This window comes from Cyanobacterium sp., from assembly GCF_054166785.1.
The window spans coordinates 1-15452 of record NZ_JBSZCP010000041.1 but is presented as its reverse complement, the minus strand read 5'-3'; the positions used below and the strand labels follow the sequence as shown (position 1 = coordinate 15452).

Genomic DNA, 15452 nt, shown 5'->3' with positions numbered 1-15452 from the left:
TATCAATGCTTTAACTTACCAAGCGCGTCACCATTACATTTTCTTGGGCGATATTTGTCCCGACGAAAGAAGCTAGGGAAGTCAATCCCTTGAATACCTTACGCACATTACTGCATTTTTATTATAGCGCATTATACTAACCATCAACAAATCTAAAGCCGTCATCAATGACGGGGTTTTATACCCAAAATTTTTGATAAAAGTTTTCGGTAGTGCCAAAGATTTCTTTTATTTTCTGGTGCGATCGTCATGGCTCAAAACTCCTATGGGGAAAGCGTGGACATCCTCCATAGGGATAGTTTTCAGTTCCAAAGTTGGTAGAATGGGATTATCTGTCTTAGCCCAAACAGGGGAAACCGTGGGCATTCTTAATGGGGATAGTTTTCAGCCCCAAAGTTGGTAATGGGAAAAATAATTTGCCCCATCACCTATTCATCAAAACCTAGTTGGCTGACTCGACACTGGTAGGGGTGGAATTGGAGGCCGGGCGATTGGTAAAAGATTGCCACATGGTTACTCCCACGATACCTGCTAAGATAACCCCGGCGATCGCACCGAAAATTTTACCCTTATTAACAGGCTCTTCTTCCATCTCAATCTCTTCAGCATCACTGGGATCTTCAGAATGAGCATAACGATTATACAAGAAATCAATAGCCTCATTGCGTAACTCATAATAACGAGGATCTTCTGTGACACGATCCCGAATGCGAGGGCGATCAAAAGGAATGTCCATAATTTCTCCCACCTTAGCACTCGGCCCATTGGTCATCATCACGATGCGATCGGCTAAAAACAGAGCTTCATCAATATCATGGGTAATCATCAACACCGTTAAACCATTATCCGCCCAAATTTTTAACAACTCCTCCTGCAACTCCTCCTTGGTGATGGCATCTAGCGCCCCAAAAGGTTCATCTAAAATTAATACCTCTGGTTTGATGGCTAAGGCACGGGCAATGGCAACCCGTTGCTTCATCCCCCCTGAAATTTGCCCCGGTTTTTTAGAAGCGGCCTCGGTTAAACCCACCATTTCAAGGTTATGGTTAACGATTTCTTTTTTTTCTAGGTCTGACTTATCACCATATACCGTATCCACCGCCAAATAAACATTTTCGTAAGCGCTCTTCCACGGTAACAAAGAATAGTTTTGAAACACCATCATGCGGTCAGGGCCAGGCTCAGTGATGGTCTTATCGTTGAGGGTGACAGTGCCACTAGAGGGTCCATGAAAACCTGCCACCATATTTAAAAGAGTCGATTTACCACAACCAGAGTGACCAATTAAACAGATAAATTCACCTTGTTTAACCTGAAGATTTACCCCATCTAAAACTACATACTCACCTTTTTCGGTGGGATATACCTTAGAAACATTACTAATATTTAAAAATGCTTGATCTTGTTTTGATAATTTAATTTGAGAATTTGCCACGGTTTGCATTGTCCTTGTACCTAATTTGTATGGGTTGGAAATATTTATTATCCAAAATAGAGAAAGAAAAAAGTTGATTGTTAATTTTTACTCTTGTCCTCCTTTTATCAAGGGGAATTACTATGGAAAAACTATCCGACAGGCTGATCCAAAAGCACTTCCGAAACTCGAAAATCTCGCTTAATACTGAGTCTTTCAAGGTAGCCAAGGGGATCATCAGGGTTAAACACCATGCCATCAAAGAGGGTTATATTTTGACGATTGGGGGCAGAATCAGGTAAATTTAACTCCCGTAAAGCCTCCCCTAAAAGGTCAGGGCGACGGACTCTTTCTAATACCTCAATCCAGTTACGGGGGAAGGAAATATAACCCCATCTTGCCAACTGAGTGAGAACCCATAGTCCTTCTGAACGGGAGGGGTAGTTGGCTTGATCTACAAAAAATTGATTGTAACGGAAAAGATTTTCTGGCTCATCTTCGAGGTTACGGCGATAGGGTTCGGTAAAACCTGGTTTGAGATATTCTGGAGATACTCCTATATATTCTGGTCGAGCCAAGATTTCTAAGATTTCTTGACGATTACGGCGGTCATCACAATATTCACAGGCTCTTATGAGAGCTTTGATTAGGGCGATGTGGGTACGAGGATATTTATTTGCCCATTCTTCTTTTACCCCTAATACTTTTTCGGGATGACTAGCCCAAATGTCTAAGTCGGTGGCGATGACATAACCTTGATCATCTAATACAGAATGGGTGTTCCAAGGTTCTCCTACACAGTAGCCATCAATGTTTCCTGCTTTCAGGTTCGACACCATCTGGGCGGGGGGAATGACGGAGAGGGCTACATCATGATCGGGATCAATACCTCCAGAGGCTAGCCAGTAGCGTAACATGAGGTTGTGCATGGAGGAGGGGTGAACCATGCCAAAGGTGTGGACTGCGTCGGGGGTAGAGGCGATCGCCCTTTGTAAATCCTCGAGGGTTTTTACCCCTTGTTCAGCAAATTTTTTACTTAAAGTAATAGAGTTACCATTACGGCTTAGTACCATGGCTGTCACCACGGAAACAGGGGTTTTGTTCCTTGCTCCAAGGGTCATACTAAGGGGCATTCCTGCTAACATAGAAGCGCCATCCAGGCGATTTTCAGAGACTCCAGAGCAGATAGTTTTCCAGCTTTTTTCCCTGCTGAGGGTAACTTGACTTAATCCTTCTTCCTCAAAGAAACCTTTTTCCTTGGCAATGATGAGGGGGGCGGAGTCGGTGAGGGGCATAAAGCCCAAATTGAGGTTGATTTTCTCCAATCCATTGGCGGCGATGGTAAGAGGACCCACCACGGTTTTAGTTTTGTTAGAGCGTTTTTGCTGGTTGAGGAAATACACCATTTCGTTACGTAGGGCATAGTAACTGGGGTGATTTACCACTTCTAGGCGGTGCCGTGGACGGGGGATGGGTACTTCGAGGATTTGCCCGATATGGGCTTCAGGGCCTGTGGTGAGCATTACCACCCGATCCGATAGTAACAAGGCTTCATCGACATCGTGGGTTACCATGATGGTGGTTACGTGGTTTTGCTCCACGATCTCCATTAATTTTTCCTGTAGATTACCTCGGGTAAGGGCATCTAAGGCTCCGAATGGTTCGTCTAGTAATAATACTTTCGGTTTGATGGCTAAACCACGGGCGATCGCAACCCGCTGTTTCATACCCCCTGATAGCTGACCGGGTTTTTTGTTGGCGGCATGGCGTAAACCCACCATGGTAATAGCCTGATTAACGATGGCTTTTTTCTCGGCGGGGGATAAATCTTTCATCACCTCATTAACAGCCAAGGCGATATTTTGTCTCACCGTTAGCCAAGGTAGAAGGGAATAGTTTTGAAAAACTACCATGCGATCGGGGCCTGGCCCTTTAATTTCTTTTCCTTCGAGGATTACGCCCCCATTACTAGGTAGGTCTAACCCTGACACCATATTTAAAAGGGTGGATTTTCCACAACCAGAATGTCCGATGAGGGAGATAAATTCTCCTTTTTTGATTTTTAAATCAATGTTTTTAAGGGCGATATATTTACCACCATCGGGGAGGGGAAATATTTTATCTAGTTGATCAATTTCTATAAATGAAGACATGGTGATAATGGATAATGGATAATTGAGAATTGATAATAAAAACTTTTATATGCAGTGGAGAAATTTAAAACAGAGAGCCGTTGATTGATTGATTGATTATCATTTAACTATTCCCCGTTCCCTGTTCCCCATTCCCTAAATTCTATTTTTGTTCTTCGGCAACCACTAAGGAAGCGATAAAACTTACAAGGCGATCGAGTAATAAACCAATAATTCCCACATAGATGAGGGCGATAATAATTTCGGACATAAAACCACTGTTGTAGGCATCCCAGATAAAGAAACCGATACCCACACCACCTACCAACATTTCAGCGGCAATAATTGCTAACCAAGATAAACCGATACCAATTTTTAAGCCCGTGAAAATATAAGGAAGGGTAGAAGGGATAAGGATATTGAAAAAGAATGTAATTTTAGATAGATGCAATACCCTAGAAACGTTACGATAATCTTGGGGAATTTGTTGTACTCCTACGGTGGTATTAATAATGATGGGCCAAATAGCAGTGATAAAAATTACAAAGATAGCACTGGGGTCAGCCTGACGCATGGCAGCGAGGGAAATAGGCAACCACGCAAGGGGAGGAATGGTTCTGAGTACCTGAAAAATGGGGTCGAGGGCAGAGAAAAATAGTTTATTACTACCAATTAAAATTCCGAGGGAAATGCCCACCACTGCGGAAAGAGAAAAACCAATGGCAACCCGTCTTAAACTAGCGAGAATTTGCCAAAATAGTCCTTTATCCACACCGCCGTTATCAAAGAAAGGGTCAATGATATAGGGATCCCAAGTATCTTGAATGACTTTTATGGGAGTAGGTAAGGAGACATCTTGGGGGGAAGCTGCAATTTGCCAAATGACCAATAAGATAATTAGGGCAACGATGGGGGCAATAATTTTTTCAGGGGATTTAAATATAGCTTTTATGATGGACTGGATAGGGTTCTTTTTTTTGAGTGAGCCTGTTTGCGCAACCATGATAATTAATTGATAATGAATAATTGATAGTTGATAATTAAGAGGGGTTAACTAACCTTTATAAATGGTTAAATCCTCCCATAAAAGAGATTTCCTAACACTTAAAACCATTGGATTAGATGCTCTTAAATTCAAGACCATCTAGGTAGGCTTGGGGATCTTCTGGATCGAAGGTCGTACCATCAAAAAAGGTTTCTACCCCCCTAGAAGGACTACTGGGAATTTGATCTGCGGGGGTCCCGATGGCTTCGGCTGCTTCTCTCCACAGATCTTCTCTGTTGACTTCATCCACAAGGGCTTGGGTGTCCGTATCGGCGGGAATATAACCCCAACGAATATTTTCGGTCAAAAACCATAAATCATGGCTCTTGAAGGGGTAGGAAGCGTCATCACGCCAAAATTTCATGGCATATTCAAAGTTTTCTTCAACTCTACCAGTACCAAAGTCGATGTTTCCTTTAGATCTTTCGACGATGTCTTCAAAGGGTACTCTAAACCATTTGTTTTGGGATACGATTTGACACATTTCCTCAACGTTTTCGGGGCGATCGCACCATTGTTGAGCTTCTAAAACCGCCATCAATAAAGCACGGGTTGCTTTAGGATTTTGATCTACCCAATCTTTACGCATGGCAAAGGCTTTTTCTGGATGATCATTCCATAATTCCCCTGTAACTAGAGCAGAATATCCTTCCCCTTGCCCTACTAACTGAGCATTCCAAGGCTCTCCCACACAGAAAGTATCCATGGTGTTAGTTCTCATATTTGCCACCATTTGTGGAGGGGGTACAGGTACCACGGAGGCATCGCTATTAGGATTAATACCATTGGCAGATAACCAATAACGCATCCATAAATCATGAGTCCCCCCGGGGAAAGTCATGGCGGCAGTAAAGTCTCTACCGTCTGCATTGGCTTGAGCTACTGCTTCTTGTAGTTTATCTGGGGTTTGTAAACCGATGTCAGGGAAAGCATTACTTACAGAAATTGCTTGACCATTGGTATTAAGACGAGCCAAAATATACATGGGTACAGGTTGATTTGTGGTAGTACCCAAGGTCATTTGATAGGGCATGGGGGTTAAAATATGGGCGCCATCAATACCACCACCCGCCGAACCTAATTCAATATTATCCCTAGTGACGGGCCAAGAGGCTTGTTTTAATACCTCTACATCGGTCATGCCATATTTAGCAAAAATTCCTTTTTCAAGGGCAATAATCAAGGGAGAAGCATCGGTAAGGGCGATAAAACCAAACTTGGCAGAAGTGGTTTCGGGAGCATTATCTCCCATGTCAATGGTTTCTACTTGTTCGACGGTGGTTGTGCCATTGTCTGCACCGCAACCATGTAATATTGCTGCTCCTACGGCGGTTAAACCACTGGTTACGAGGAATTTTCTGCGGGATAATCTACTCATTTTTGTTCGCTAAGTTAAGAGATATTAATTAAATCGTTATTAAATTTATATTTTCTTTACAATTATTTCTCGGTATCCGTTGTTACCGTATGCAGTTTTATATGAGTTAAATGCTAAGATAAGATGACAAAAGTGCATAACCTAGGGGCGTTATGTTAATGGAGAATTAAGCAGACACCGTTGGGAATAGTAATTTTTGGGTGTTTTTTGACCCTTGTACTATGTAGCTCTTGATAATTCTACTTTTTGATTTATCTAGTATCTATTAAAATGGTTAGCGTTTTAGTTTAAGAATATTTGGCTTTAAATAAACTCAATTTTCGCTGTTTCTAAAATAAAATTCTTTATAAAATTTTAAATATTTACTACAATATTGAGGTGTTAACCTATGGTGTAAAAATCATGATTAAAATATTGTCCAAAATAATAAGTTAATTTTAATGTTTCGTTTCACCACAATCCCCATTTCTCGGAGTGGTCTCTATGGGCGATCGCTCATTCTATTTATCCTAAGCTCGACTATTATTGCGTCATACCTACTCAATATTACTGAACAAGAATCTCCCTTTTCTTGCATCATACTGGCTTTTACGGGTATTCCTTGCCCGGGATGCGGACTAACAAGATCATTTCTAGCCATGGCCCATGGCAGTATTTGGGATTCGTTTTATCATCATTTATTTGGTCCTTTATTATTTATTGCTTTTATTATTTCTTCCCTTCATCTATTGTTAGAAATTTTAACTAAAAAAAAGCTCAAATCCTTCTATCTAAAATTAGCACAAAACAAAAAGTTACAATACTTGATTTTATTTTCAATTTTGATCTATTATTTGAGTAAACTTGTCTTTCTTTATAGTACGGGAGAGTTGACAGAAAGTTTTTTCTCATCTCCTTTAGCAAATCTGCTTTATAAATAATAGTAAAAATCTATCAATATTAGGAAGAAAATAATGAGTGAATTTAACGCATCGGAAGCTCAAAGTAAAAAGATGGCCGCTGGTATTTGTGCCATTCTTTTAGGTTCTTTTGGAATACATAAATTTATCCTTGGTTACAATCAAGAAGGAATTATTTTACTCTTAGTTACTTTGCTTACCTGTGGTTTTGGTGCCGCCATAACATCAATTATTGGTATTGTAGAGGGGGTAATTTATTTAATGAAAACTGACGAGGAATTTTATAATCTGTACCTCAACGGTAAACAACCTTGGTTTTAGTAAATGAAAAGTTTAAAAATTAATAGTATTAGGACAAAACTTTTTCTTTTTATCTGTGGTGGTGGTTATCTAATATTTTTTTCTAGTTTAGATATTTCCTCTCCTTTTATAAAGTCTTATGTTGTCCTTTTACCTGTCCAGATATGTTTAATTGTGTACTTTTTATTGAGAAATAAAAATAAATAAAAATCTACCTCAGATAATTACTGGGGTCTTTTTTTATATAAAAAGTAATAATATAATTGATCCATTGTCAAATATTCTAATAATTTATTTAGGTTTATATGAAAGGAATTTATATTGTAGCTAACGATAAGGTAATTAATAATAGTATAGCTTTACTTAATAGTATTAGATTATATGACAAAGAAACTAATATTTTTTTGATTCCTTTTGATGATAAATATCAAGAAGTGGCAAAAGTTTTAAAAGAACGCCATGGGGTTAAATTATTTCCAGATTTAGACTTTGTTGATAATTTTACTACCAAAATTGCAAGTATTTTTGATCGTGATTTTTTAGCATTACCCAATAAAATGCGTAAGCTGGTGCAGTGGTTTGGCCCTTTGGATGAATTTTTGTATATTGATACTGATATTGTGGTTTTTGAAAAAATTATTGACAATTTAAAGTATTTGCAGGAGTACGATTTTTTAAACTGCGATTATCACTTTAAAGGTAGAAAGCTCAATGATATATTTTCCCCCATGGTATTAGAACAAAATATTTTTTCTCCTCAACAATTAGAGGATGTATTTAATAGCGGTTTTTGGGCTTCTAAAAAAGGTATTTTTACGGAGGATGAACTTTATCAACTATTAGCAGAATGTGCTAATCATCGAGAATATTTTGATTTTTCTCAAAAAACGACAGACCAACCTATTTTAAATTATTTGATTTTAAAAACTACTAAAAAAAGGTTAAATTTAGTCAAATTAAAGGATAATGAGCCGGGAAATTGGGCAGGTTCACCCCATTTTGAGGAGAAAGATTATATACTTTATGACCAAGGACAACGGTTAAAATATGTTCATTGGGCAGGGGTTTCCATCGGGGGCAAGGGGGCTTATGGGGAATTGTGGGAATATTACCGTTATCTAGGGGAAGAAAAACCTGTTTCTGTGGAAACTCAGAAAAAAGATTATTGGCAATTATTTAAGAATAAGGTAAAAAGTGTTCTTCGAGGCGATCGCCCTTAAAAACCATAAAAAAACCCCAGCTAATTACTGGGGAATGGGAATTTTATAGTAAAGATTTACTAGGCGATCGCACTTAAACGTAAATCAGGATGATCCCCTTGAACCTGATTAATATTCCAATCATTCTTAAATAATAATACAGGACGATCTAAAGCATCCTTAACCACCATAGTATTAAATAAACGACCCACCTTTTCGAGGGCTTCCCAACCATCCACAACCCAACGGGCAGCACCATAGGGCATCGGCTCAAGTTTCGAGTCCACATTATACTCATTTAAAAGGCGATGTTGCACCACTTCAAATTGTAACTGACCCACCGCCGCCAAAATAGGATCTCGGATAAATTCATCCTTAGAATACATAATTTGTACAGCGCCTTCCTCTTGCAACTCCTGTACTCCTTTTTGAAATTGCTTAAACTTAGAAGGATTAGGATTTTTGAGATAGGCGAATAACTCAGGGGAAAAACTAGGTATTTTATCGTACTCAATTTTTTTACCCAAATAGATAGTATCTCCGATGGCAAACATCCCCGGGTTATTCAAGCCAATGACATCCCCCGGATAGGCCTCTTCAATGGACTCTCTCCCTTGGGCGAACAGTTTTTGTGGACGAGAAAGACGGATACTTTTGCCCGTGCGTGCATGGTTTACCGACATATCCTTTTCAAACTTCCCTGTACATACCCTCACAAAAGCTACCCTGTCTCGGTGCCTAGCGTCCATATTTGCCTGTAATTTGAATACAAAACCACTAAAATCGGGATAAGTAGGCTCTAATTCCCCTAAAGTAGAATTTCTGGGGGTAGGGGGCAGGGCATATTCTAAAAAAGCATCGAGGAATAAACGTACCCCAAAGTTAGTCATGGCACTACCAAAAAATACGGGGGTCATTTTTCCTGCGTGGATGGCTTCCAAGTCAAAGTCCGAACCCGCTTCACTAACTAACTCCAACTCCTCAAGGGTTTGCTCATATAAATCAGCTTCCAGATAATCTTTGATACTTTTATCTCCATCAGGAATAATCATTTCTGGGGCTTCATCTTTCCCATGGACGACTCTATCAAACAGATGATAAGCCTTTTGGCGACGGCTATATACCCCTTTAAAGTAATTTCCCATACCTACAGGATAATTGACAGCAAAAGTCTTTAAACCTAATTCCTGTTCAATTTCATCCAATAATTCTAGGGGTTCACGACCCGGGCGATCCATTTTATTAACAAATGTAAAGATAGGGAGCGATCGCAACTTACAAACTTCAAATAATTTACGGGTTTGAGGCTCTAAACCCTTCGCCGCATCAATCAACATCACCGCATTATCCGCCGCCGCTAGGGTGCGATAAGTATCTTCACTAAAATCTTGGTGTCCGGGGGTATCTAAAAGATTAATTTGATAATCATGGTAGGCAAACTGTAATACCGTCGAGGTAATGGAAATTCCCCTTTGTTTTTCCATCTCCATCCAGTCCGATGTCACTTTTCTTTGCTCTCGTTTTGCCTTTACCGCCCCTGCTTCATGGATAGCACCCCCATAAAGCAACAGTTTCTCTGTCAGGGTGGTTTTACCAGCATCAGGGTGAGAAATAATCGCAAAATTACGACGCTTACTCACCGCTTTTAATAATTCTTGTTCAATGGTTAAAGCCATATATTTTTATCTATAAATTTATTATAAAAAACCTTAAAAATTAGACGTTGTTGATTTTAGGTATGATTTCTTGTTTAGGTGGGGAATAGGCAATAGTGATAGTATCTCAAATACTGATTTATTCATACCGTGGTTAAGCAATACCAAAAATTAATTATCAATTATCAATTATCAATTATCAATTAATTCCGCTCCTTTAGTATCAATGGAAAGCGATCGCACCGTAGCCTGAACTCCGACCTGTAACCAAGCCTTTTCCATGGCATCAGCCACATTCTGAGACTCCCCCCTAGGACATAAACCCAACAGGGTAGGACCTGCCCCACTAATCACCATACCATAGCCTTGATGGCTTAATACTGCTTGTTCTACTCCATCATAACCCTTGATTAAACTACGGCGATAGGGTTGGTGTAATTTATCCTGTAGAGCTTCCGATAACCATTCACCGTTACCCGTTTCCAAACCCCTTAAGAGTAAGCCTAGATGGGCGATATTAAATACAGAATCCCCATAACTTAATTGTTTTGGTAATACTCCCCTTGCTTCTTCGGTGGATAATTCAAAATTGGGAATCCCTAACACAAAAGCGATGTCACTATTGACGGGAATAGGTACAAAATGCCAATTATCACCACTGCCCACAGAAAGGATGCAGTTACCCATAAAAGCAGGTATTACATTATCAGGATGCCCCTCAATGGCGATCGCCAAGTTCATCAACTCCTGAGAGGATAAAGGATTATTAGCGAAATAATTAGCCCCCAATAGTCCTCCCACAATGGCCGTGGCAGAGCTTCCTAAACCCCTAGCCATGGGTACACCTACGTTTATTTTGATCTTAACCTTAGGAATTTCCTCGCCGATATGTTGGTAAACCTTGACAAAAGACTGGTATAACAAATTATCTTCCCCAAGGCTGATTTTTTCTCCTTCCACCCCAGACACCTCGAAAGTAGTGGCTTCTGAGCTTCGGGTAAACTCAAATTCATTATAAATACTGAGTGCGGCGCCTAAACAATCGAACCCAGGACCGATATTTGCGGTGGTGCCGGGTACTCTAATTACCATAGAATTACTTTTAGTCATCTATAAAAATATAATTTTTTCTTCACTGATGAATAATAGTTTAACCAGTTATGGGCAATATTTAGTTACCCCCAAATATGCAAAAAAGGGTTTTAAAGTGGCTTTATTTGTTGGTACGGCTATATTTATCATTAACCATGGTACGGCATTAACCCAAGGAAAAATGACCCCCCAACGTTGGTTGAGTGGCATTATAAGCTATTCTGTACCCTATTTTGTTAGTATCCACGGGCAATGGTCTGTGGCAAAAAAAAGCAAGTCAGAGGACAATAATATGTCCCATGTTGAGGAATTAACTATTAACCGTTAAAAGAAAAAAGATTATTCTTCAAAAGGTACTAAATTATCTTCTACTATCCTTTTAACCGTAGGATTAGCAAAAAATACCCTAGTATCAGCCATCAGATTATCTCCCCATAAATTGAGAATTAAATAGTCAAAATTGCCGTATTTTCCGTCTAACTTTAAGGCTTGAGTTGCCATACGAATGGCTTCACTTTGTTTCCCTTGATGGTACAAAGCAACGGCAATGGCAAGAATAGGCTCTGCTTGAGATTCATCCATCGCCATGGTATCACGCCAAAGGGCGATCGCCCTGTCCTTATTTCCTTTTTCATATTCTGCCAAACCGATATTATTAATAGCTGGCCAAAATTCCTCATCAAGATCAAATGATTTTTGATAAGATGCGATCGCACTAGGGAACTGTTGCAACTGTAAATAAGAATTACCAAGGTCAAAAAATACCTGAGCACTACCATTACCATCAAGGGCTAACCCAGCGCGTAGAGTATCCACCGCAGATTGATAATCCCCCACCTGAAAATAAGAATTACCCAAAGCAAATAAAACCTCTGGCTCATCAGGGGCTAATTCTCTCGCCCTCACAAAAGCATCAACCCCCGCCTGATTGTTTCTTTGTTGAAGATGTAAAGTGCCTAAGATAAACCAAGTTTCATACTGATTTGGCACTAAACGAGCCGCCAATTTTGCCCTCGATAAAGCTAAATCATACTCTCGAAAACGAATTAATTGCACCGCATCCTGCAATAACTGAGAGCCATAGGGGGCTAACACCTCAGAATTTACATCAGGGGTGTAGGGAATTACCGCTTGAGCCTTTACCCTAGCAGGGTTGAAAGTTACCCCTAACATTACTAAAACAGACAATAACCAATGACGATATAACACTTTTATTAAATTTTGCAAATTAAAATTACATATCGCCTTAATTTTAGCAATCAAATTAGGATAATAAATACATTCATCACAAAAATGTAAAACTATAAGTCAAGCAAGAGCTTTTTCCATCCCTAAACCTTAGAGTTAATTTAACAGCATTTTCTCCATTTAATCCCTACTATCCCCCTTTAAATAAATATATGTGGCAAAAATTAAAGAGATTTATTCGTATTTTTTTTAGAAAATCAAGAAAGATTGATAACGAACCCATCAACAAAGTCAGTCTAATATTGATCATTATTATGGATTTATTTATCCTTAGTAATGTTTTCATTGGTTTAGATGATATTGGTAATTGGTATATTAGCCCTTCTAGTAGTCATCCTTGTTATTCTCGATGGCAAGGGTATCGAAATGATCTTAGTGAAAATAAAAAATATACCATTTTGACAGATACGGTTCATAGTTATCTCTATAATTCCGATTTATCATTGAGGGAAAATTATCAAAACTTAGAAAACGGACATTTAGGAAGTGTTTCCCCCGTTTGTTATGACTATGCTTCATCTTTTGATGGCACAAGAATTCCTGAATTTACCACTAGGGCTAGTCGTATTACGGAAAAAGAAAATACCATCGCTACCATTCAAGCTGAAAATGTCAGGATTAGAGAGCAGTATGATTCTAGTCTATTAGAAGAAATTGCGGGGCAACCGGGAGAATTATCCATCAATGAGTTACGGGCAAGGGAGGCAAAGGAAACTTTAGACCAAAATAATGCCCAAATTGCCACTTTAAATGGAGAGATAAGCACCCTTAAGGAAGAAATTTTTGCTTTAAATCCTGTGGAACAATTTTTTGTTTTTCTTGATTCTGATGGGGAATTTAGTCGGGTAGAAAGTAGTTTTGAGAGGGCTTCCTTTTGGTATCCTAGCATTCAAATTATTTTCCAAGTTCTCTTTTTAGCTCCCCTAATTGTGATCGCAACTTGGCTACACATCAAAGCAGATAGAGATAGCAATGGGCAACTGGCCTTAATAACATGGCATTTATTAGTAATATTTGCGATTCCCTTAGTAATCAAGATATTCCAGTTTTTGCAAGTCGGTGTCTTACTATCTATCTTGACAGACATAGTAGCGGTATTATTTACAGGCTTATTATTTGTCCTAAGTTACCTATATATCTTTATTATTCCCCTGATTACCTTTGCCCTAATAAAATTGAGCCAAAAAGTAATTTTCAACACCAACAACCAAGCAACTAAAAGAATTCAAAAATCACAATGTTTACGTTGCACAAGAAAACTGCCCCCAGGTAGTCTTTATTGCCCCCACTGCGGTTACTATCAATATCAAGAGTGTCATAACTGCGGACAGTTAACCTATAAACATCTATCCTATTGCACAAACTGTGGGGCATCACAAAGTCAGAGTCAACAAAATGGGAATGAGTGAAACCCCCGAAAGTAGTACCACCATTTACCCAAGTATTATTGGGCTGATTCTATGAGAGTATCCGCAAGGGCCGAATTTTCATCGATACCCCCAAGACGGTTGAAAGGCCAAAAACGCACCGTTGCCCTACCGATAATATTTTCATGGGGTACAAATCCCCAAATATGAGAATCAGAGCTATTATTACGGTTGTCTCCCAATACTAGATAACTATTTTCAGGAACTATCACTGGCCCCCAATCATACTTAGGGGCATCTTGGATATAAGGCTCTTTTAAAACTTGACCATTAACTGTTACATCACCATTTCTTACTATCACCTCATCTCCCGGTAAACCAATGACTCTTTTAATAAAAGCACCATTCCATCCCAATTCTTGAATGGCTTCGGTAGCTTCAAAAACAATGATTTCTCCCCTTTCTGGTGGACGAAAACGAAAGGTCATTTTTTCAATGATTAATCTATCGTTAATTTGTAATGTGGGTTCCATGGAGGAGGAAGGAATATATCTTGCTTCGGCAACAAAGGTACGAATACCAAAGGATAGAATACCAGCCATAACCACTGTTTTGACTATTTCTACAATGGGATTTTCTTCTTTTTTAATAGCTTTTTTGGTTTCTGGTTTTGGTGATTGAGCGCTCATATTTCAAATAGCGGAAAAGGTATTGCATCTCTTAGTGTAACTTAGAGTTTTTTGGTTTGGGGAATTTTAAATAGTTTTTGATGGTTTCATTCTATATTATTTAGCATAAAAGTTTAGAGAATTGGGGAAGATCTAGGTAAATTTTCATATTTAGTGTTCTTCAGGATTGTATTTAAACTATAGAAAAGCCCTCCTGAAAAAGATGAGGATTTATATGAGATTTTTTAGTTAAGACCTACCATATAAGATTTAATTCTAGGTTAAAATCAGGCAAAATATTTTCTCCTGAGATGGTTTTTGGATTATTCAAAATTTCTTTTTCTTGCCCTTGACGATATATTTCGACTTCTTTTTTATCAGGATTTATTAACCATCCTAACTTAACTCCATTGTCCATATACTCTTCCATTTTCTCTTGAAGTGTCTTTAAAGAGTCCGTTTTTGACATTAACTCTAAGACAAAATCAGGGGCAATGGGGGGAAATTTTATTCTTTCTTCTAATGTTAAATTATCCCATCTTTCCTTGCTAATATAAGCCACATCAGGGGAGCGATTACCTCCTTTGGGTAACTTAAAACAAGTGGAAGAATCAAATATATATCCTAATTTTTTTTGACGATTCCAAATAACAAAGTCTGCATTTAATTCTGCATTATTTTTGCCAGTTTCTCCCCCCGTTGGTGACACAATAATTATTTCTCCTTTTTGATTTCTTTCTAAGGTTAGTTCAGGATTATGACGACAAAGTTGATAGAATTTTTCATCATCAATGTGAGAAACTACATCGAAGTTAATAGTATAAGCGGTCATTATTATCTCTCTCCGTGCGATCGTAAATTATGATACCTTGCCAGTATGATAACATTTTCACACAAACAGCAAAAAACACCCCCCAATTAAGGAGAGTGCTTTTTAGTTATTATTTAGTTGTTAAACTCAATTTCCGATTAGAAATTAACCGTTGATTACAGGAGCAGATACTGCTTCAGCAGAGGCTAAGTCTAAGGGGAAGTTGTGAGCATTACGTTCGTGC

At 38.8% G+C, this 15452-nt stretch carries 15 protein-coding genes; 6 read left to right on the top strand and 9 right to left on the bottom strand.

Going from position 1 to position 15452, the window contains the following annotated elements; translation table 11 throughout:
* Window positions 1-193 precede the first annotated feature (193 nt).
* The gene (locus ACXITR_RS08350; protein WP_457996770.1) at window positions 194-403 is read left to right on the top strand and encodes a hypothetical protein; all 210 of its coding nucleotides are present in this window, start codon (window positions 194-196) and stop codon (window positions 401-403) included.
* A 39-nt stretch (window positions 404-442) separates the two neighbouring features.
* On the opposite strand, the gene ACXITR_RS08345 is transcribed toward ACXITR_RS08350, so the two are convergent.
* From ACXITR_RS08345 to ACXITR_RS08330, 4 genes are all read right to left on the bottom strand, one after another.
* A complete protein-coding gene (locus tag ACXITR_RS08345) occupies window positions 443-1444 on the bottom strand; it encodes a nitrate ABC transporter ATP-binding protein (protein ID WP_457996769.1) in 1002 nt (333 codons plus the stop codon).
* 122 nt (window positions 1445-1566) lie between these two features.
* Window positions 1567-3567, bottom strand: coding sequence for a nitrate ABC transporter ATP-binding protein (locus tag ACXITR_RS08340; protein ID WP_457996768.1), 2001 nt, complete (start codon window positions 3565-3567; stop codon window positions 1567-1569).
* Between the two features lie 142 nt (window positions 3568-3709).
* Window positions 3710-4549: a nitrate ABC transporter permease gene (gene ntrB, locus ACXITR_RS08335; protein WP_457996767.1), complete on the bottom strand. Its 840-nt coding sequence runs from the start codon at window positions 4547-4549 to the stop codon at window positions 3710-3712.
* A 115-nt stretch (window positions 4550-4664) separates the two neighbouring features.
* Window positions 4665-5969 (bottom strand): CmpA/NrtA family ABC transporter substrate-binding protein, encoded by a 1305-nt coding sequence (locus tag ACXITR_RS08330; protein WP_457996766.1) that lies wholly within the window; start codon window positions 5967-5969, stop codon window positions 4665-4667.
* Window positions 5970-6409: 440 nt separating this feature from the next.
* Between ACXITR_RS08330 and ACXITR_RS08325 the strand changes: the two genes are divergently transcribed.
* The 3 genes from ACXITR_RS08325 to ACXITR_RS08315 all read left to right on the top strand — a co-directional run bounded on the left by ACXITR_RS08325 (window position 6410) and on the right by ACXITR_RS08315 (window position 8388).
* Window positions 6410-6889 (top strand): DUF2752 domain-containing protein, encoded by a 480-nt coding sequence (locus ACXITR_RS08325; RefSeq protein ID WP_457996765.1) that lies wholly within the window; start codon window positions 6410-6412, stop codon window positions 6887-6889.
* A gap of 33 nt (window positions 6890-6922) precedes the next feature.
* Window positions 6923-7189 (top strand): TM2 domain-containing protein, encoded by a 267-nt coding sequence (locus ACXITR_RS08320; protein ID WP_457996764.1) that lies wholly within the window; start codon window positions 6923-6925, stop codon window positions 7187-7189.
* 284 nt (window positions 7190-7473) lie between these two features.
* Window positions 7474-8388, top strand: coding sequence for an Npun_R2821/Npun_R2822 family protein (locus ACXITR_RS08315; protein WP_457996763.1), 915 nt, complete (start codon window positions 7474-7476; stop codon window positions 8386-8388).
* Between the two features lie 59 nt (window positions 8389-8447).
* On the opposite strand, the gene ACXITR_RS08310 is transcribed toward ACXITR_RS08315, so the two are convergent.
* Window positions 8448-10043, bottom strand: a complete 1596-nt coding sequence (locus ACXITR_RS08310) for a peptide chain release factor 3 (RefSeq protein ID WP_457996762.1) — start codon at window positions 10041-10043, stop codon at window positions 8448-8450.
* 171 nt (window positions 10044-10214) lie between these two features.
* On the bottom strand, window positions 10215-11132 hold the full coding sequence (thrB, locus tag ACXITR_RS08305) for a homoserine kinase (protein WP_457996761.1): 918 nt from the start codon (window positions 11130-11132) through the stop codon (window positions 10215-10217).
* A gap of 28 nt (window positions 11133-11160) precedes the next feature.
* Here thrB and nrtS point away from each other — a divergent pair, with 28 nt between their 5' ends.
* A complete protein-coding gene (nrtS, locus tag ACXITR_RS08300; RefSeq protein WP_457996760.1) occupies window positions 11161-11442 on the top strand; it encodes a nitrate/nitrite transporter NrtS in 282 nt (93 codons plus the stop codon).
* A gap of 11 nt (window positions 11443-11453) precedes the next feature.
* On the opposite strand, the gene ACXITR_RS08295 is transcribed toward nrtS, so the two are convergent.
* On the bottom strand, window positions 11454-12323 hold the full coding sequence (locus ACXITR_RS08295; protein WP_457996759.1) for a tetratricopeptide repeat protein: 870 nt from the start codon (window positions 12321-12323) through the stop codon (window positions 11454-11456).
* 293 nt (window positions 12324-12616) lie between these two features.
* Here ACXITR_RS08295 and ACXITR_RS08290 point away from each other — a divergent pair, with 293 nt between their 5' ends.
* Window positions 12617-13771: a hypothetical protein gene (locus tag ACXITR_RS08290; RefSeq protein WP_457996758.1), complete on the top strand. Its 1155-nt coding sequence runs from the start codon at window positions 12617-12619 to the stop codon at window positions 13769-13771.
* Window positions 13772-13806: 35 nt separating this feature from the next.
* Here ACXITR_RS08290 and lepB read toward each other — a convergent pair whose 3' ends face one another.
* Window positions 13807-14418 carry a signal peptidase I gene (gene lepB / locus ACXITR_RS08285; protein WP_457996757.1) on the bottom strand — a complete coding sequence of 204 codons (612 nt, stop codon included), beginning with the start codon at window positions 14416-14418 and terminating at the stop codon, window positions 13807-13809.
* Between the two features lie 235 nt (window positions 14419-14653).
* A complete protein-coding gene (locus ACXITR_RS08280) occupies window positions 14654-15229 on the bottom strand; it encodes a Uma2 family endonuclease (RefSeq protein WP_457996756.1) in 576 nt (191 codons plus the stop codon).
* Window positions 15230-15452 lie beyond the last annotated feature (223 nt).

Excerpts from the sequence above, each read along its gene's own strand:
- ACXITR_RS08345 (WP_457996769.1), bottom strand. The coding sequence starts at position 1,444 with ATGCAAACCGTGGCAAATTCTCAAATTAAATTATCAAAACAAGATCAA.
- ACXITR_RS08340 (WP_457996768.1), bottom strand. The coding sequence starts at position 3,567 with ATGTCTTCATTTATAGAAATTGATCAACTAGATAAAATATTTCCCCTC.
- ntrB (WP_457996767.1), bottom strand. The coding sequence starts at position 4,549 with ATGGTTGCGCAAACAGGCTCACTCAAAAAAAAGAACCCTATCCAGTCC.
- ACXITR_RS08330 (WP_457996766.1), bottom strand. The coding sequence starts at position 5,969 with ATGAGTAGATTATCCCGCAGAAAATTCCTCGTAACCAGTGGTTTAACC.
- ACXITR_RS08325 (WP_457996765.1), top strand. The coding sequence starts at position 6,410 with ATGTTTCGTTTCACCACAATCCCCATTTCTCGGAGTGGTCTCTATGGG.
- ACXITR_RS08320 (WP_457996764.1), top strand. The coding sequence starts at position 6,923 with ATGAGTGAATTTAACGCATCGGAAGCTCAAAGTAAAAAGATGGCCGCT.
- ACXITR_RS08315 (WP_457996763.1), top strand. The coding sequence starts at position 7,474 with ATGAAAGGAATTTATATTGTAGCTAACGATAAGGTAATTAATAATAGT.
- ACXITR_RS08310 (WP_457996762.1), bottom strand. The coding sequence starts at position 10,043 with ATGGCTTTAACCATTGAACAAGAATTATTAAAAGCGGTGAGTAAGCGT.
- thrB (WP_457996761.1), bottom strand. The coding sequence starts at position 11,132 with ATGACTAAAAGTAATTCTATGGTAATTAGAGTACCCGGCACCACCGCA.
- nrtS (WP_457996760.1), top strand. The coding sequence starts at position 11,161 with ATGAATAATAGTTTAACCAGTTATGGGCAATATTTAGTTACCCCCAAA.
- ACXITR_RS08290 (WP_457996758.1), top strand. The coding sequence starts at position 12,617 with ATGGATTTATTTATCCTTAGTAATGTTTTCATTGGTTTAGATGATATT.
- lepB (WP_457996757.1), bottom strand. The coding sequence starts at position 14,418 with ATGAGCGCTCAATCACCAAAACCAGAAACCAAAAAAGCTATTAAAAAA.
- ACXITR_RS08280 (WP_457996756.1), bottom strand. The coding sequence starts at position 15,229 with ATGACCGCTTATACTATTAACTTCGATGTAGTTTCTCACATTGATGAT.